Source organism: Psychrobacter sp. 1Y10, assembly GCF_052259005.1.
Taxonomy (GTDB): domain Bacteria; phylum Pseudomonadota; class Gammaproteobacteria; order Pseudomonadales; family Moraxellaceae; genus Psychrobacter; species Psychrobacter saeujeotis.
The window spans coordinates 228,873-248,607 of sequence record NZ_JBQQES010000004.1 but is presented as its reverse complement, the minus strand read 5'-3'; the positions used below and the strand labels follow the sequence as shown (position 1 = coordinate 248,607).

General features: G+C 43.5%; 10 protein-coding genes. 3 read left to right on the top strand and 7 right to left on the bottom strand.

The annotated features are described in order from the left end of the window. Positions 1-373 precede the first annotated feature (373 nt). Positions 374-5,251 (top strand): NAD-glutamate dehydrogenase, encoded by a 4,878-nt coding sequence (locus ACTXGH_RS07805; RefSeq protein ID WP_439296665.1) that lies wholly within the window; start codon positions 374-376, stop codon positions 5,249-5,251. Positions 5,252-5,345: 94 nt separating this feature from the next. On the opposite strand, the gene ACTXGH_RS07800 is transcribed toward ACTXGH_RS07805, so the two are convergent. The 6 genes from ACTXGH_RS07800 to ACTXGH_RS07775 form a co-directional block, all read right to left on the bottom strand. Continuing rightward, on the bottom strand, positions 5,346-9,248 hold the full coding sequence (locus tag ACTXGH_RS07800; protein WP_439296664.1) for an AAA family ATPase: 3,903 nt from the start codon (positions 9,246-9,248) through the stop codon (positions 5,346-5,348). Between the two features lie 105 nt (positions 9,249-9,353). Beyond that, positions 9,354-10,955 carry an exonuclease SbcCD subunit D C-terminal domain-containing protein gene (locus tag ACTXGH_RS07795; protein WP_439296663.1) on the bottom strand — a complete coding sequence of 534 codons (1,602 nt, stop codon included), beginning with the start codon at positions 10,953-10,955 and terminating at the stop codon, positions 9,354-9,356. Between the two features lie 147 nt (positions 10,956-11,102). Continuing rightward, a complete protein-coding gene (cobA, locus tag ACTXGH_RS07790; protein WP_439261314.1) occupies positions 11,103-12,809 on the bottom strand; it encodes a uroporphyrinogen-III C-methyltransferase in 1,707 nt (568 codons plus the stop codon). 243 nt (positions 12,810-13,052) lie between these two features. Continuing rightward, positions 13,053-13,691 (bottom strand): phosphoadenosine phosphosulfate reductase domain-containing protein, encoded by a 639-nt coding sequence (locus tag ACTXGH_RS07785; RefSeq protein ID WP_439296662.1) that lies wholly within the window; start codon positions 13,689-13,691, stop codon positions 13,053-13,055. Between the two features lie 72 nt (positions 13,692-13,763). Next, positions 13,764-14,366, bottom strand: coding sequence for a DUF934 domain-containing protein (locus ACTXGH_RS07780; RefSeq protein ID WP_439296661.1), 603 nt, complete (start codon positions 14,364-14,366; stop codon positions 13,764-13,766). Then, a complete protein-coding gene (locus tag ACTXGH_RS07775; RefSeq protein WP_439261317.1) occupies positions 14,359-16,050 on the bottom strand; it encodes a nitrite/sulfite reductase in 1,692 nt (563 codons plus the stop codon). Before ACTXGH_RS07775 ends, ACTXGH_RS07780 begins: the two co-directional genes overlap by 8 nt. Positions 16,051-16,308: 258 nt before the next feature. Between ACTXGH_RS07775 and sat the strand changes: the two genes are divergently transcribed. After that, positions 16,309-17,562 (top strand): sulfate adenylyltransferase, encoded by a 1,254-nt coding sequence (sat, locus tag ACTXGH_RS07770; protein WP_439296660.1) that lies wholly within the window; start codon positions 16,309-16,311, stop codon positions 17,560-17,562. Between the two features lie 109 nt (positions 17,563-17,671). Here the strand turns inward: sat and ACTXGH_RS07765 are convergent, their stop codons facing one another. Then, entirely contained in the window at positions 17,672-18,199 is a 528-nt protein-coding gene (locus tag ACTXGH_RS07765) for a hypothetical protein (protein WP_439261319.1), read from the bottom strand. 417 nt (positions 18,200-18,616) lie between these two features. Between ACTXGH_RS07765 and ACTXGH_RS07760 the strand changes: the two genes are divergently transcribed. Beyond that, a complete protein-coding gene (locus tag ACTXGH_RS07760) occupies positions 18,617-19,681 on the top strand; it encodes a sulfate ABC transporter substrate-binding protein (RefSeq protein ID WP_439296668.1) in 1,065 nt (354 codons plus the stop codon). Positions 19,682-19,735: the final 54 nt, after the last annotated feature.

The following is a 19,735-nucleotide window of genomic DNA, read 5'->3' as shown; positions in this document are numbered from 1 at the left end:
CTATTGGCTAACCTTACTTCAGACAACCTTATCAATATATATCTACCCACCGACATTGCCTAAAGAATTTGTTTGGTCAAAATATTGTCTACTATCATTTAGTAAAAGCATAGAATATCTACATAAAAGAATATTTAAAAGATATTACTATCAAATTAGCGATATAATGAACAAATATCTTATGAATAAAGGTTATCAAGACGGTACGTATTCATGAAATAATTTTTTACACTTTAGCTATACTGATAGGTGGGTTACAATCCATCAGACTAGCGAAGTATACGGGTCAAAGACGTTTGAATAGTAGAATATCAAACAAAAACGTAAACGACATTTAATTAAAAAAATCAAACTTATAAAAAGGACGAACGCTATGCCCAACTCTCTTGGTATCACAAAAGAGCGCATTGGCCAGATAAGTGATATTGCAACCAGTTATGTGCAAAAAGACAAATCACTACTTGATCATTTTATCAATAGCTATTACCGACCGCTGCACCATGAAACTGCAGACGTCATAAATGATGCTGATTTGGCAGGTATGGCATTACATCACTTTACGCTACTAAAAGCCTATGAAGGTAGTAAGCCGCAGTTAGCGGTCTTTAACCCTATCGCTGAAGAACAGCATTTTCATAGCTCACATACTATTATTCAAATGGTGGCATACGATCGGCCATTTTTGGTAGATACAATGCTTATGAGCCTTGAAGCACAAGGTATCGATGTTCACCGCACTTATAATACAATCATCAGCGTGACGCGAGATGAAAACGGCGATTTGACCCAAGTTGATAATGCTGATGAAAGTGCGACGTCTAATATGTCGCTCATCCATTGCGAGATTGCATATCAAAATGATGATGAGTTAGAGGCGCTACATCAGATACTTTTAGATAAAGTTGATACGCTTGATACCGTGGTTGGCGACTGGAAGGAGATGCGTGCACGTTTAACTGATATTCAAACTGAGCTGTCACAAAAGCCACTACCGGAAGTTTATTATTCTCAGCAAGAAATTCAAGCCTTTTTAGATTGGATTTTAGACGACCACTTTATATTTTTAGGCTATCGTGAGTATCGTCTCGAAGGTGGCAATTATATCGCTGTTGATGACAAGTCAGACAATAAACAAGGCGGTGCTAATCAAAATGCCGATCTAGATTTGTTTGCCATTGGTAATAGTGGTCTTGGTCTACTACGCGGTGCTGAAGAAGATAAGCTTTCAGAAAGCTTTGATAGACTGCCTAAAGAACTCAAACAGCTTTTGACCGAGCCACGAGTGTTAATGCTGTCCAAATCAAGCCGCGTGTCTCCTGTTCATCGCCCAGTATATATGGATTTCTTAGGTATTCATAAGTTCGATGATAATGGGAAACTGGTTGGTGAATACCGTTTTATTGGTCTTTTAACATCTCAAGCCTATCAGCTTAGCGTACAACAAATCCCGCTGTTACGTGAAAAAGCCAACAAAATTATGGCAATGGCTGACTTACCGCGTGCAGGACATGCTTATTATAAAATGATGCATGTCATTAATACTTTACCGCGTGATGATCTATTTCAAGCCAGCGTTGAAGAGTTATATCCTATCGTTTCTGGTATTACCCAATTACAGGACAAAAAGAGCCTACGCTTATTTAGCCGTATTGACCATTATCAGCGCTTTGTGTCGTGCCTCGTTTATATCCCTCGTGATAAATTCAACACTGAATTGCGCATTGAAGTACAAAAAGTGCTAAAAGAAGCTTATGGTGGCACATCATCTGGCTTTACGACCGAATTCAATGAATCTGAACACGCACGCGTACATGTACACGTGCGCACGGTACCAGGTCAAGTTAACGATGTCGATAACGCTGCACTTGAGGCTGAACTATCAGCACTTATGAAATCATGGACTGATCATTATCAGCAAATGCTGCTTGATAATGTTGGGGAACAACAAGCCAATTCCTTAACGCGTCGTTTCCTAGACTACATTCCTGCAGCTTACGAAGAGCGTTTTGATGCGCGTACGGCGGTTGAAGATACTAAGCGTTTGGCAAGCTTGAGCGATGAGCAGCCGATGATTTGGCACTTATACCAGTCAACAGGAGATGCAGGAAATCAGTTACATTTAAAACTGTACGGTCGCAATCAACCAGTAATTTTATCCAAAGTACTACCGATTCTAGAAAACTTTGGTGTATCAGTTATCTCAGCACAGACGTATGAGTTTGACCTGCCAGATCAGCCGATTTGGATGCAAGAATATGAGCTGATATTAGAAAACGTTAATACTGTCAATATGCAAGTCGTGCGTGGTCAGTTTGAAGATAGTCTAAAGCAAATTTGGGCTGGACGTGTTGAGAGTGACTCCTTTAACGAGCTGGTATTAATTACTAAACTAGATACTTATGATGTGGTCGTACTGCGTGCGTTATCGCGCTATATGATACAAGCAAAAGCACCTTTTTCTAGTGCTTATATCCAGCAAACTGTGGTGAAAAATAGCGCTATCAGTGTGACTTTAGGCAGTTTGTTCGATGCGCGCATGAACCCTAAACATAGTGAAGAAGAACGCCGCGAAAAGACCGCTCAGATTGAACAACAAATCATCGCTGCATTGGCAGATGTAGATAGTTTGGATGAAGATCGAATCTTGCGCTGGTACTTGGACTTAATCAATGCCATGGTACGTACAAACTTTTATCAAACCGATAGCAATGATCAGCGTAAAGACCGCTTGTCGTTTAAGTTCTTAGCAGCCAATATTCCTAACTTGCCTAAGCCTAAATTGATGTTTGAAATATTTGTTTATTCACCACGCGTTGAAGCAGTACATATGCGTGGCGGCAAGGCGGCTCGTGGTGGTTTGCGCTGGTCAGATCGGATGGAAGATTTCCGCACCGAAGTACTCGGACTAGTCAAAGCGCAGATGGTTAAGAATGCGGTGATTGTGCCAGTAGGCTCAAAGGGTGGCTTTATTGTCAAAACCAAAACCATGGCTGATGGCCGTGAAGCGTTTCAAGCAGAAGGCATTGCCTGCTACCAAGCGTTTTTACGCGGTATGCTTGATGTCACTGACAATATCGTTGATGGACAAATTGTTCCGCCAGCTGATACTGTGCGTTATGACGAAGATGATCCGTACTTGGTAGTGGCTGCCGATAAAGGGACAGCGACGTTCTCTGATATTGCCAACGCTTTGTCTGCTGAATATAACTTCTGGCTGGACGATGCCTTTGCTTCAGGTGGCTCAGTTGGCTATGATCATAAAGCGATGGGTATTACGGCTCGCGGTGGTTGGGAGTCCGTCAAGCGTCATTTCCGTATGCGTGGTATGGATATCCAAAATCGTGATGACTTTACTGTGGTTGGTATTGGTGACATGAGTGGTGATGTCTTTGGTAACGGTATGCTGCAATCTACCCATACCAAGCTAGTCGCTGCTTTTAACCATCTGCATATCTTTGTTGATCCTAATCCTGATACCGCTGCTTCTTACGCAGAGCGCGAGCGTTTGTTTAAAATGCCACGCTCGACGTGGGATGATTATGAAAAATCGCTCATCAGTCAAGGCGGCGGTGTGTTCTCTCGTCAAGATAAGAGCATCACCATCAGTGCTGAGATGAAAGCGCTGTTCGATATCAGTGAAGATAGTCTTGCGCCTAATGATTTTATCAGTGCATTACTAAAATCGCCTGTTGATCTCATCTGGAACGGTGGTATCGGCACTTACGTGAAAAGCGAAAACGAGAGCCATGCCGATGTCGGTGATCGTGCTAATGACGCGGTACGTATCAATGGTGGTGAGCTGCGTACGGCGGTCGTGGGTGAGGGTGGTAACTTAGGCTTTACTCAGCAAGGCCGTATCGAATATGCACAAACAGGTGGCCGTATTTATACCGATGCTATCGACAACTCAGGCGGTGTTAACTGCTCAGATCACGAAGTTAATATCAAAATCTTACTTGGCAAAGTCGTTGAGCAAGGTGATATGACCTTAAAACAGCGTAATGAATTGCTTGAGTCTATGACCGATACCGTAGCAGAGCTGGTATTGCGCCAAAACTATCTACAACCCCAAGCGATTGAGCTCAGCCACATTCGTGCGGCGGCCAATTTAAGTGATCATCAACGCTTTATCCAGATGTTGGAGAGTGAAGGGCGTCTGGATCGCGCGATCGAGTATTTGCCATCGGATGAAGATATTGCCAAACGTCAAAAAGCAACCACTGGCCTAACCAACCCAGAGTTAGCAGTCGTCATGGCTTATGGCAAGATGTGGGTATATGACAATCTGCTACTGTCTGATTTGCCAGATGATCCGTATTTCGTCAATGAGTTACGTAAGTACTTCCCTGATGAGCTGGCTACGCGGTTCTTTGATGAGATGACTGAGCACCGCTTGCATCGTGAGATTATTAGTACTTATTTGACCAATAGTGTGGTTAACCGCTTAGGTATTGAGGCACTGTTCCGTCTCTATGAAGAAACCGATCAATCATTGGCAACCATCGTACGGGGTTACGCTATTAGCCGTGATGTCTTCAATGTCTCAATAGCATGGAAAAAGCTTGAAGCGTTAGATAACCAAATTGACGCAACACTGCTGCTAAAACTTGAGCTGCGTCTGCGTGATGCGCTTGAGCAAGGTGTTGTCTGGTTTATCAATGCCTTTGGACAAGACTTGCAAGTCGCTGATATGATTAATCGCTTTAGAAGCAGTGTTGAAAAATTAACCAAATCTGGCGGTTTCATTGAACAGCAATTTGCAGAATATTTGCAAGAGGATGCCACCAGCTTGATGCAAGAAGATCTGTCCGAGAGTGATGCGACGATGTTTGCGATGCTACCTTATCATGTCGATGCGCTAGATGCGGCATTATTGGCTGAGCAATATGAGCGACCTGTCGATGAAATTGCAACGCTGTACTTTGAGGCGTACCATGTCTTACAGTTAGATTGGATGATGGATAATATCGCCACTTTACCGCAGCATGATTATTGGGATCGCCGTGCGCGCCATGCCCTAGTCAATGAGCTATCACGTAGCTTGCGCTTATTGATGGATGCGCTGTTATCTAAACCAGATGCCAAGCAAGCATTTAGCGAGTGGCGTTCTCGTCATCTCGATCAGCTAGCAGCAGTAACGACAGAGATGCATAAGCTTGATGATATTTATGGTGAAGATGAAGACAGTCAGGTTGGTTTATCAACACTGTCAGTACTAATGAGTGAACTAAGTGGTATTGTTACCAAGTAATTAGTATTTGTGATACCTATGAAAGCCCACTGTTAATTTATTTAGCAGTGGGCTTTTATTGGCTGATACAAGCCATTATTATTTTTTGATGATTTTATATGACTATCTTTTGACAGCCTTGACCACTGATTTGACTAAAGCCGCCAGAGAGTTTTTCGACTTTTATTTGGGTTAAGATACGATCTTTTAACGCCTGTACGTGAGAGATGATGCCGATCAATTTACCTTCTTGCTGTAAGCTGGTTAAGGTGTCGAGTGCAATATCTAAGGAGTCTTCATCAAGCGTACCAAAGCCTTCATCCAAAAATAAAGAGTCAACGCGAATGTTATGACTGGCCATCTGTGAAAGACCAAGCGCCAATGCTAGACTGATAATAAAGCCTTCACCGCCAGAAAGATTTTTGGTACTGCGAATATCACCGCCTTGATAGTTGTCGATGACATTAAGCTCAAGCGGACTGCTATCATCATGAATGAGTAAATAACGATCACTCATCTTTTGCAATTGCGTATTGGCATGACTAATCATGACCTCAAACGTTAAGCCTTGGGCGAAGGTGCGATATTTTTTGCCATCAGCTGAGCCAATTAGCGTGTGTAGCTGCTGCCAGATTTGTAGTTTCTGTTTTTGCGCATCAATCGCAACGAGCTGTTCCGCTTGTTGGCCTTTTTGATTATCGTTATCTTTGAGCTTTTGGTCAATTGCACCGATTTTTTGACTTAACTCATCGATATCCGTTTGTATTTGCTGATGCTGGCTTGCAAGCGTTTCTTGGCTTTCCTCGGTCATAGCAGTAGCAAGTTTTAGCGTTAACGCTTGCTGGGTACTATCTAATTGTAGTTTCGCTTGCTGTAGCGCATTATCAAGTGCTAATTTACGTGTATGTAATGCTTCTCGCGCTTCTTTCGGCAAGCGAGCGCTAACGAATGCCGCTTCATCCACGAACTGTGACTCTGTAAGTAACTCTGCAAAGGCGCTTTGCTGCGTATTTAAGGTGGTAGTCGCAGACCGCAGCTCTGTGGTCAGCTGATGCTTGCTACGCTCCAACTGCTCTAAATCGTGCTCTACCTTATCTAACTGTCTTTGTGCAGACGCTTGCTTAGATTTCGCTTCATCGACAATATTGCGTAACCGATCTTCTTCAGTATCTGTATTTTTATCTGCAAAAATCTCTTTTCTATCTTGCTGTAATTGTTCAATAACTCTAATTTTATTAGTAATTGAATTGTGCAGTTCTTTGAGCGCTATTTCATCATGACTAAGCTGCGTTTGCTTGGTTTCAATCTGCGCAGTCAAACTGCTTAAGGTATTGGTCAGCTGATGCTGGCTATTTTTTTGCTCATTAAAATGTTGTTTTAACTGGTTTAAAGCGCTGCGCTGTTGACGCAGTTTTTCAATATGACGGTCATAGTCTGCGCGATCTATTACCGTTTGCTTATCAAAACTATCATCTAGTTGCTTAAGTGCTTCAGATACGTCTGCCGCATTGAGCGCCGTCGTTAAATAATCTTTATATTTATCTGCAGGATACTTGTGCGTTAGCGATGAAACAGTAGTCATAACCGGCGTTAGCTCCGAGAAGTTAGCAGCAAGCTTATCTTCTATTCCAACAATCTTTTGCGAGTTAAGCTTGATGTTAGTTGTCAGGTTGTTAATGTCATGACTGACCGCTTGTTGCTTTTTTTCATCAGCTTCAATAGCCGTACTGAGTTTTGTCGCACTTTCAGTTAAGTGCTCATATTTGTCCATTATAGTTTTAAGAGACTGTTTATGTTCAGTCAGGTGGTGTTTGGCGGTGTCTAATAAGGATAAGATAAGCTCTATGTTCGCAGTAGTCGCATCAATGTTATCGTTTATCTGCGTAAGAGGGTCGATAATTGCTGCGATTGCTTCAGAGTAATCGTTCTTAGTCTCAAATAGCAAATGTAGGTCAGACTGGATATCCTCATGTAAGGTTTTAGATCGCTGCTGTAGGGGCGCTAATTGTTGCTCTTGGTTATTCAGTGTCTCTTTTTTTGTGGCATGGTCGATACGATGTTTCGATAAAGCCTGCTCAAGATTATCAATAATGGTCTCTAGTTCCGCTATTTGTAGCCGAGCTTGTTGTGTTTTAGACGGCTGATTGTGATTAGCATTGTCATTGTCTAGTAGTGGATGATGTGCGCCATAAGGGTGTTCATGCGCACCGCAGAGTGGGCAGGGCGTCCCATCTTCTAGTTCTGCTATATAATCTTCAAGCTTGGCGACCTTTTGCAACAAATCTAGATGCTCTTGTCTTTCTTGTTTTTTGAGCTTAGTAACTTCAATATCTGACTTATGATCAGCAATGAGTGTTTCTAAGGAAGTTAATTCCTTATTTAGTGTGGGTAGCGAGAGCTTCGTCTTTTCGATTTGACGAGTAAGTTCAGACAGCTGCTGTAGCTTAAAGCTGGCTTGTACAATCTGAGCGCTTATCTGATCGACTTGCTCTTGCTCACGGCGCATACTAGCAAGCGATTGTTTTTCGATAAGTGCCGCTTGCTGCTGTTGTAAGCTTGTAAGTTGCTCGCGTTGCTTGGTTATCGCTATCTGATTTGCGTCTTGCTGTTTAGATAAATTATCAAAACGAGCTTGTAGCTGGCTTGATTGAGTGTCCTGCGCAAACTTATCCGCCGCTAAGCTGACGTTATCTTCTAACAATGCTTTTAACCGGCTACAGTTGCTATCAAAGGTCGCCACGTCTGTGTCGAGAGCGTTTAGTTCTTGGAAATCGCTAAAATACTTTTCTATACTGCTAAGCTGAGTCTTAGTGTCTTGTTCTATTTGGCTGTGGCTGGCTATTTCGTGGCGTAATCGCTGCGTATTATTGACTAAGTCGTCTTTACGTTGATTATCGTCTACCAAAGAATGGGATTGCTGTTTTATCTCAGCATCCAACTCACGTGTCTTTGTAATAATAGGCAGAGTGGTTTGCAGATTATCTGTTGCTTGCTTTTCAATGGTAGTGATATCGTTTAAATGAGTCGTAGCTTGTGTAAGCACTGCCTGCTGAGATGGGATCTTACTGAGTAACTGATGTTGTTCACTGCTAAGTCGATTGACCAACTCTCGGCTATAGCTTAGCTCTCGAAAGTGGCTATCAATTTCCAAGGCTTTATTAGCAATATCTAGGCGCTCGGCTTCTGGAATAAAATCTGTCTGTGCCTGCTGTGCCACTACAAACTCGGTCTGATAGGTTGATAAACTTTGCTGTAGCTGCTGAACGCTGTCCAGCCATTGTAGCTGCTCGCTTAGGGTTTTGAAGGTTTGGCGCTGCTTGCTTTGCTGCTCATTCAGAGTCTCTAACTCTGCTGCCAGTCGCTTTTCATCCTCAGGGCTTAACAAGGATAAGCTATCCACGCCTGCTTGTAGCTTGCCAAGCGCTTCTTTTTCAGTACGATGTTTCTCATGGACGTTTAGCGATATTTTGGCATAAATGGCAGTGCCGGTTATTTTCTCTAAAATGGCCGCTCTATCGCCAATATCAGACTTTAAAAACGCGGCAAAACTGCCCTGTGCTAGCATAATTGAGCGGGTAAATTGATTAAAATCCATGCCGATGAGGTCTTGAATATAGGCGGAAGTTTTGGATTTTTTCTCTTCTAAAATTTTGCCAGTTTTGACCTCACTAATCTCATGTCTAATCGGTAATAAGTTACCTTTGGCTTTTTTGTGAGCGCGATGTTGGTACCAATAGCATTGATAACGTTTGGCATCAATCTCGATAATAACTTCTGCTGAGCATTCACCCGTACCTTGGGTCATGATTTCGTTCGTCGAGCCGGTAATATCGCCCAATCTTGGCGTTTGACTATAAAGCGCTAAGCAAATTGCATCCAAGATGGTGGTCTTGCCAGCGCCCGTCTGCCCAGTAATGGCAAAAATGCCTTCATTCAGAAAAGCGGGGTCACTAAAGTCGATGTGCCATTCACCTTTTAGGGAGTTGAGGTTTTTTAGTCGCAGTTCAATCAGTCGCATGGGCAGGTCTTATTTTTGTATAAAGCAATTATAAAGAGAGTAGTGGTAAGAAGTGAAGAAGCTATCAGCTGGCATCTAAAATGTGCTGCTATTATTTAGCCTCAGTTATTCAGCCTGAGTATCTTCATGCTGCAGGTTATAAACGATTTGATCATACGCGTTACGTAAGGACGATTTTTGTTCATCAGGGATATTGTGAGTGGTCAGGCAACGCTCAAATACCTCTGCTTCATTTAAGTCTTGGAGAGTCTCAGAGGTTTGTTGTTGGTTCAGCACTTTATTATAGGTACGCGTGTTTTTAATCTTTAACACTTTACACGGCAAGCCTTCTATCATTGCCTGAATATGCTCACGCAGCTCGCTGATAACCTCATCGCCCGTATAAATAACTTCTAACCAAATAGAGTCTGTTGCATCAAGAGATTGAATGTTTTTATCAATATGCTGACTAATCGATTCCAAATCACCTGATATTTGTGCCAGTTTCTGAAATTTTGGAATAGGTAGGGAAACTACTTGCATCTGATTAGAATCATTACGGTACAGGGTTTTATTGGTAGTAGCGGTATCAATAGACAGTGATTGATTGTGTTCGTCTTGATTAGCAAAAGCGTTTTCTATGGCAGCAGTTTTTACCATCTCATCTTTATTATCACTAACCGATGGCTCGTCAAATCCAAACAAATCGTCCATAAAGTCAGTCGCCTGACTGGCTAATTTTTTAGCGGCTTTTTCTACCGATTTTTCAATCTTAGTCACTGTATCGGTAAGCTGAGGCATACTGCTTGTAGCAGTAGTATTTGATGCCGATTTTTGCTCGCTAAAATCATTTTTCACATCGCCAAACTGTACCAGCAATACTTGTTTTTGTTGCTTGGCTTCACCAAAACCCATGGCAATCGGTGAGCCTGAATAGCGAATGGTCTCACGGCCGCCGACCCGCTGCGGGACGTGCAGGTGCCCAAGGGCGACATAATCAAAGCCATCGTCAAACATATCAGCAGACACCTTACCAAGCGAACCGACATAAAGATCGCGCACGCCGTCGTCTTCGGTAGTCTTGCCGCCAGCTGCAAACAGATGGCCTGTGGCAATGATCGGGATATAACGCTGGTTTGCTTCGGCTAATTCTGTTTGCTTTGCTTTGGCAATACTGGCGACGTTATCATAATGGGCGCGAATGCCGTTGATGACATTGGCGTCTTTGCTACCCATCGACTCACCAGCGCTACTGCTACGGACATCACGATCACGCAGATAAGGCACAGCGGCGATGATGCAGTGCGGCGCGCCGTCTGTGTCATCTAATACCAAGACCTCATCGTTTAAGTCCTCGCAAGCGGTGCCGATGACATGGACGTTTAAGAATTTTAATACATTGCTTGGAGCGTCTAAAAAAGTAGGGGAATCATGATTGCCCGCGACAATGATGATATGTTGGCAGCATGATTTTGAGACCCTACCTAAAAATTCATAATATAGCGCTTGCGCCCGGTTACTCGGCGTCATAGTGTCAAAAATATCACCTGCGACAATTAATACATCGACTTTTTGCGCGCTAATGGTGCCGTATAACCAGTCAAGAAAGGCCTCAAACTCGTCATAACGCATACGGCCGTACAGCCTGCGCCCCAAATGCCAATCTGAGGTGTGTAAGATGTTTAAAGGTTTAGTAGGCATGAACTTGGTATCGGCAGGTGTAGACATAGTTGAGCTTAAGAATGTTTATTAGAAAGCTGTCATTCTAGCAAGAATTGTTGCGGTTTGCTCTTCTGCTCTGTTGCAAGCGCATAAAAAAAGTCCTGCCAATATATTATCGGTAGGACTTAGCTTTTTAGAAATTAATAATAAAACCTAACCAATCACCAACTGCTCCAAATCTTCTTCTTGCTGTGCAGCCAAATTAGCCACCATAGATAGCGCATGGGCTTGCTGGTCTATAGGTTTTTTTGAATCTTTGTCCGTAGTAGCTGATCCTTCACGTAGCCAGTTACTAGCTGTATGTTCACTATTTTGATTGTTTTGCTGATTGTGTAGCTTATACCAAGCCAAATCATGATGTAAGCTGACGACGTCACCCATGATAAGTAAGGCAGGGGTTGGTAGTTGTGCTTGTTCTTGCTGAGCAACAATAGTCTCAAGCGTACCAGTTAATACTTGCTGATTGGGCATACTGGCGTTGGAGACGATAGCTATCGAGGTGTCGCTACTGCGCCCAGCGTCAATTAAACCTTCAGTCAAACGCGCCAGCGAATGCAAACCCATATAAAACACAACGGTCTCATCAGTATTTAAAAAGCTTTTAAAATTGCTATTGGGTGCGCCAGCCTTCAAAAATCCAGTGACGAAACGTACTGATTGTGAGTGGTCACGGTGAGTCAGCGGAATACCAGCATAACTGGCGGCAGCGTTAGCAGCGGTAATACCGGGTACGACTTGATAAGGTACACCATGCGCACGTAAGCTTTCAATTTCTTCGCCGCCACGTCCAAAGATAAAGGGATCGCCACCTTTTAGACGAACGACGCGTCGACCTTCTTTTGCACTATTGACCAACAGCTCATTGATACCAAGCTGAGCTACCGCATGGTTGCTACGCTTTTTACCGACAAATACTTTATCGGCATCGCGGCGGCATAGATCCAATACTTGCGGTGATACTAGCGCATCATAATAGACAATATCCGCTTGTTGCATGAGACGCAGCGCCTTAAAAGTCAAAAGCTCTGGATCACCAGGGCCAGCACCAACGATATAGACTTCACCAACAATAGTAGCATTTTGAGTAGCGGTTAATTCGTCTGTTGCTACAGGCGCAGTTGCCGATAGTGATTCTGTACTGTAGCTCTCAGCATGCTGGCTAGTCGTTGTAGCAGGACTATGGGTATTAGGATCAATAGTATGATTAACACTGTTTTTAAGCGCTGCTACTGTGCTGTCTAAATCTGCTTGTAATTGCGCAGTAGCCTCACGCTCATTACCGGCAAACATCAACTGACTAACTTGACCTTCAAAGGCACGCTCCCAAAACTGACGACGGCCTGTCAGGGTTGGGATTTTACTTTTTACCTCGCTACGAAACTCGCCGGCAAGCTTGGCTAATTTGCCATAACCTTGCGGAATTAAGGTTTCAAGCCGTGCGCGAAGTAAACGCGCGAGCACCGGCGCTTTGCCATTTGAGGATATACCGATGACGATAGGATTACGATCGACGATAGCGGGGAAAATAAAGTCGCATAAATGCGGGGTATCAACCACGTTGACCGGAATATTAAGCTCGGTTGCATCCGCGTGTACTTGATGATTGAGCGCTTCAACATCAGTGCCGGCGATGATAACGCGTGCACCCGTCATGTACCTTTTATGATAGTTATCAAAAATAAGAGTGTGCTTATCATCGTGAAGTAAGGCTTGTAGCTCTTTGCAAATACCTGGCGCGACGATAGTGATAGCAGCGCCGGCACGACTGAGTAAGTCGGCTTTGCGCAGCGCGACATCACCACCACCAACGATCAGTACTTTGCGGTCTTCTAATTTAAAAAACAATGGAAAGGTGTTCATAGCATCACCAATTATTCAGTCAATGTAAGATATGCCACCATTATGAAGTATCACAGGCACACGCTCACGTAGTGAATTGGCATTAGCATATTCGTTTTTGTCATGTTAGTTGTGATTTTTGATGGAATGTGGAATAGAGGGGAGAATAATGTTAAGAACGCTTGCGACAAAAAAGCTCTCTTACAAGTGTAAAAGAGCCTTTTAAACAGAGATTTTTAAACGATGAGTTACGGTAACGCTTGATTACAACTGCGTATGCAGACCACACTCACGATGCTCTTCTACCTTGGTCGGATCAAAGTAATCAAACTCATTTGGCAAACTATGCTCAAGCAGATAATCGTCTAAATCGCTATCGGTTTTTTCAAATAACGGCGCTACTTTTAGCACGCCATCTTTTGATAAGCTAAGAACATCAAGACCTTGACGGAATTCGGTTTGATCCTTGCGAATAGCATTGAACCAAACGTCTGGCTTTAGCTCATCAAGTGCGCGGCGGAATGGCTCAAGCTTTACTTGATCTGTAAAATTATCATGCTGCGGGTCGTCAATCCCTGGGATGCCGTTCATGGTGACATTGCGATGGGCAGCGGTTTGTTTAGGAATATAAGTGATGACATTTAAATCAAGATCACGAATTAGTTTATTAGCAAACTGATAGGTCGCGTCCGTGTTGTAGCCTGAGTCCACCCACAATACAGTAATATCGGGACGCTGTTTTGCGACCAAATGCAATATGGCAGACTCATACGGACGGAAATTAGTAGTGATAATTGGGTTTTTAGCTTGTGTCAGTGCCCACGCCACGATTTCTTCGGGTGATTTGCCTTGCAGATCTTGGTTAGCTTGGTTGATGTCTAAATTTGGGTGTAACTGGCTCATAATACGTTCCTTAAATGGGATTGATTAAACAAAGGGTTTAGAAAAAATTTAATAAATGATGATTAACAAAAACTAAGCGCCCGCAAACATCGGTAAGTCGACGGCGTTGCGACCGTCATAACTGCTAGCAAGGGCAGTAAACGCTTGGTCAATACTAAATTTAGAGTCTGGTTGCATGTCATGCTCACTGAGCACAAAGCTGTCAACACCTACGCGTAATAGATACGCAATTTGATCACGGCCGAACGCGCCCGCGACACGAATCTCACCTTGATAGCCCATTTGACGTAGCGTTTGAGCGAAGCTAAAGTTGCGTCCATCAGCGAATTTAGGAACATGAATGACGATGAGCGCCTTCTTTATTAGCAGCTCACTTAGCTCTTTCAATGCATTCGCATCCGTGTCAGCGGTCACCCATAATCCAATACGGCTGCTATGCTGGACTATCAGCTCATACACCTCTTTGACCAAACCACTTGCCAGCGCCCCTGAACCGTCCAATAAATCAGCGAGTGGTACTAGGACGTCAGGTTTTTCTTGCTTATGTAGCAGTTCAAGTAGAGTTAGGTCTATCGAGGCGATACCATCTGGTAACGTATCCGTGGTTAACGCATGCCAGCTATCTTTATGGCTGATATCGACGCCGTGACTATCCAAAATGTGGTGATTAGCCATAGACCTTCTCCTTAAATGGATCAATACCGACACGCTCAACCAATTCGCCAAAGCTTTCAACGTCATTCTCGGTGGTGGCACGCAGATCGACATAGACATCAACAATCTGTTGAATGGTATCAGCAACCGCTTCGGTAGGTACGGAGCGGCCGAGTATTTTGCCAAGCTTGGCATCGTTACTTGAGTTGCCGCCAAGGCTAATTTGATACCAGTTTTCACCTTTTTTATCGACACCCAAGATACCGATATCGCCAGTATGGTGGTGTGCACAGGCATTGATACAGCCCGACATATTGAGGCGGATATCGCCAAGATCGTATAGATAATCTAAATCGCTAAACTGCTTCTCGATTTGCTCAGCAATATTATGCGTAGTGGCATTGGCAAGTGAGCAATAATCCCAACCAGGGCAGACAATCATGTCAGTTAAAGTGTTGATATTGGCACGTGCTAAATGCAAATCTGAGAGCTGCTGCCACAATTCATAGAGGTTGTTGGTTTGCACATCAGCGAATACTAAATTCTGCTGATAAGTGCCGCGCAGTTCGCCAAAGCTATACTTGTCAGAAAGATCAGCAAGCGCATCCATTTGCGATTCGCTGACATCACCTGAGGGCACATACTTGCCATCGACCAAGCCTGCTTTGAGAGAAATAACGACTGCGCGGTAACCAGCGACCTTATGTGCGACGGTGTTTTGGTTATACCAATTGGCAAAGTCTTTATCAGCGCTTAATTGCTGCTGCAAATCAGACTGTGCTTGTAGCGCATCAAAGGTCACATAATCGGGCTCACTAAAAAAGCTGGTAGCCGTCTCAAAGTTTGCATCCGTCAACGTCAGCGGCCCGTCTTTGGTATGCGCTTCCCATTCGGCATCGACCAATTTAGCAAACGCAGGTCCGCCCAGTGTGTCGACCAAAATCTTGATCCGTGATTTGTACTTGCTACCTTTATCACGGCGACCATGCAGATTATAGACACGCAATATGGCGTCTAAATAGCTAAGTAGATGCTGACGTGGCAAAAATTTATTGATAACTTTGCCGAGCACAGGAATACGTCCAAGACCGCCGCCAACTAGGACTTCAAAGCCAAGCTCGCCATCCTCATTTTTCTTTAAGTGCAGACCAACATCGTGTACTTGCGTCGCTGCGCGGTCCTCATCGGTACCGATAACAGCAATCTTAAATTTACGCGGTAAAAAAGCAAACTCAGGATGAAAGGTCGACCACTGGCGAATGATTTCGCAGTAAGGACGCGGATCGGCAATCTCATTTTGATGAATACCGGCATAAGGATCGGTGGTGGTATTACGAATACAGTTACCAGAGGTTTGAATTGAGTGCATCTGTACCGAGGCTAGCTCCGCCAAAATATCTGGCACATCTTCTAGCTTTGGCCAATTCAGCTGAATATTGGTACGGGTAGTGAAGTGTCCGTAGCCTTTGTCATATTTACGGGTAATCTCAGCCAATTTACGCAACTGATAGCTGGCAAGTAACCCGTAAGGAATGGCAATACGCAACATCGGCGCATAACGTTGGATGTAGAGGCCGTTCTGCAAACGCAGTGGCAAAAATTGCTCTTCTGGCAGCTCGCCTGCCAAAAACCGCTCGGTTTGGTCGCGAAATTGGGCGACTCGTTCCTCTACCAAGGTCTGGTCAGCGTAATTATATTGATACATGACATAATCTCAATTTTGTTTTTAGTCTTAAAATCAGCAACGAAAATGATTTGCGTGTGTGATAAATCTTATGGCTAATCGCGGTGCAAACAATGTAATTTCACTATCATATAAGTTTAAGCCTTTAAACATAAATTCCTTTAAGTCATATCCATATCCAAACACAGCATAAATTTTCATAAAGAAAGTTAGGTAGCCTATGTTTATCAAATTTATTACGACTTATTTCATACCTACCTATAAAGGCTCTAAATCAATATGACATCTACAGCCCATAATCAACAATCATCAAAGCTTGTACCACCACACGGTAGCAGCGATCTTAAGCCGTTACTATTAACAGGTGATGCTCGCAAGCAAGCGTTGCAACTTGCCAGCACCTTACCGACGATTACTCTGAGCTCACGTGAGCGTGGCGATTTGATTATGCTCGGTATTGGCGGTTTCACCCCATTGAATGGTTTTATGAACCAAGCGGATTGGCAAGGTGTGGTCGATGATATGCGTCTGAAAAGTGGTGACAATGCTGGCTTGTTTTGGCCGATTCCTATTACGTTGTCAGCACCGAAAGCGACCGCCGATAGTCTAAACCAAGGTGATAAAGTTGCATTGGTCGCCCAAGATAATGAGATTATGGGCATACTGACGGTAGAAGAGACTTATACCATCGATAAAGAACATGAGTGTCAGCAAGTCTTTACCACCACTGATAGCGAACATCCGGGCGTACAGCAAGTACTAAACCAAGGTGAAGTAAATATCGCGGGTAGTGTCGAAGTCCTAAGCGAAGGCGAGTTCCCAACCCTATATCCAGAGATTTATAAAACTCCTGCTGAGACACGGGAAATACTGGACGCCAAAGGCTGGAAAACAGTTGCCGCCTTCCAAACGCGTAATCCAATGCACCGCTCGCACGAATACCTTGCCAAAATTGCTATTGAGATTTGTGATGGGGTCTTGATTCATTCATTGCTAGGGGCACTAAAGCCAGGTGATATCCCAGCCGACGTGCGCCAAGAAGCTATCAAAACTTTGATTGATAATTACTTTAGAAAAGATACTGTCATTCAGGCAGGTTATCCGCTTGATATGCGTTATGCTGGGCCACGTGAGGCGCTATTGCATGCCGTATTCCGTCAAAACTACGGTTGTAGCCATCTGATCGTTGGTCGTGACCATGCTGGTGTCGGTGATTATTATGGCGCATTTGATGCGCAGACTATCTTTGAATATGTCGGTAAAGACGATCTCATTACTCAGCCGCTCAAGATTGGCTGGACGTTTTGGTGTAATGCTTGTAATGCCATGGCCTCTGATAAGACGTGTCCGCATGAAGCATCTGAGCATGTGAAAGTATCAGGCACCAAGCTACGTAAAGCGCTATCAGAGGATCTCGATGTCCCAGAGAACTTTAGTCGTCCAGAAGTACTAGAGATTTTACGCAATTATTATGCAGGTATCGCTATCGATGACCGTGCTGAGGTCAAATTGACTGGGGCATCCGCGGTATAGATCGCAATTTATTTTTGATAAAAAGCCACTCATAAAAAAGGTGCCAGATTTATATTTTGGCACCTTTTTTTATTCGTCATTAAAGGTTAGCAGTTCAAACATAAAGCGTTTAGGTTAGTTCTAAATCACTTGAAAGCTTCTGATAGTCGCCAACTAGCGTACCGCCACCAGAACAGAATTGATTCAGTACATACTTATCTTGACTATCAATAGTTAGCTTGCCATCTTTGAATTGGAAAAAGGCTGTACTGTCATCAACAGTAGTCTGAAAAATAACACCATGCGCTTCATCTTGACCCATCAAGGTAGCTTTTCCATCAAAATGGCAGGTCGGTTTTTTTATATCGCTACGAGCGCGTACTTGGATATTAATCTGGTCGCCGTCATCTACGTCATCTGCTCTTACCACGACACCCACCCAGTCGTCACCTTGCGCCCGTTTGTCATAACCTAAAGAAGCATAATCACCAACGACCATTTTTATAGCAGGCGTCTGGATAGAGGCAGTACTATTAGCCGTACTATCAACGACTAAATCATTATTGTAGCTACAGCCCGTTACGGTAGTGAGGGCAGTGGCAGCAAAAAATAGTGCTGCAACAGAAAATAATGAGCGATGGCTTTGGTATTTAATCATAAAAGAGCCTCCTTTGACGCTAATGAATGGTAGGTAGAATAATGGCAAGCCATGACTATCCGCTAAATGATTAGAGTATGCCACAGTCTAGGACAGAACTCTCTTATCGCCTTATAGGATAAACGTTACGTAAACTTGCCCGCTATAGAATAATGGATAGGTACTTATGCCAAGTTCATCACTCGATAAGCCTAATTGTCATTAAGCGCTCAACAAACAAGCTGCTAGCATAGCTTCGATCCTCACATAATTCTTATCTATATCTACTCTATTCAATACTTTAATAAAAATAAACCCTTATTTAATACTCCAATTTTTTAGAGAACTACCATGCAACTGATTACCGAAACTATTAACGCTTTATCTAACGCCTCATCGCCTCGTAGCAAGCGCAATGTAAGGCTCACTCATAAAAACATGTTGCCGCGTACTTTAATGATAGGTAGCGCATTGACAGCGCTGATACTAATGACAGGCTGTAGCCCGACACAAGCGACTCAAAACGATGCAGAAAAATCAGCAGGCGATGCGAAAAACATTAGCCTTTTGAATGTCTCTTATGATGTGTCACGCGATTTTTATAAAGAATACAATACGCTATTTAGTAGTGCTTATCAGGTTAAACATCCAAACAGTAAAGTGAACATCAACCAGTCGCATGGTGGCTCCAGCAAACAAGCGCTATCTGTCGCTAATGGCTTACAAGCGGATGTGGTGACCCTAAACCAAGCGACTGACATGAATTTACTGGTCGAAAAAGGCTTGGTGGGCACTAATTGGCAGCAAGCATTACCAAACAATGCCGTCCCTTATACCAGTACCATGGTGTTATTGGTACGCGATGGTAATCCAAAAAATATTCAAGATTGGCAAGATCTAGCGCGTAATGATGTTGATGTAGTAATGCCAAACCCAAAAACAAGTGGTACCGCTCGCTATGCTTTTTTAGGAGCGTATGGCTATGGACTGCATCAATTTAAAGAAAGCGTACAAAGTCCAGCTAAGACTGATGACTTTATTAAAAAGGTACTGGCAAACGTGGTTACTTATGACAATGGCGCACGTGCCGCAACGACCAGCTTTACCCAGCGCGGGCTAGGGGATGTACTGATTACTACGGAAAATGAGGCGCATTTAGTCACCAAAAAATACGCTAAAGGTCAGACTGAGCTAATTTATCCAAGCTACTCTATTACCATTAATAATCCAGTCGCTGTAATCGATACTGTTACTGAAAAAAATGGCAACGCAGATGCAGCAAACACTTACCTAAAAGGTTTATGGGATAAGCCTGCACAGGAATTAATGGCACAGATGTATCTACGTCCCAGTGATAAAGCCGTCCTATCCGCGCATAAGGATACGCTACCTGATATCAATACTTTTGAGCCAGTAAATGTCTTTGGGTCATGGGAGAAAATTATGGACAGTTTCTTTGTCAATGGTGGCGTTTTTGATCAGTTGGCACGGGCAGAGCAGTAAGCCTCACCATTATAAAACAGTTATAAAGTGTCATATAAGCAACTAGATATTGGT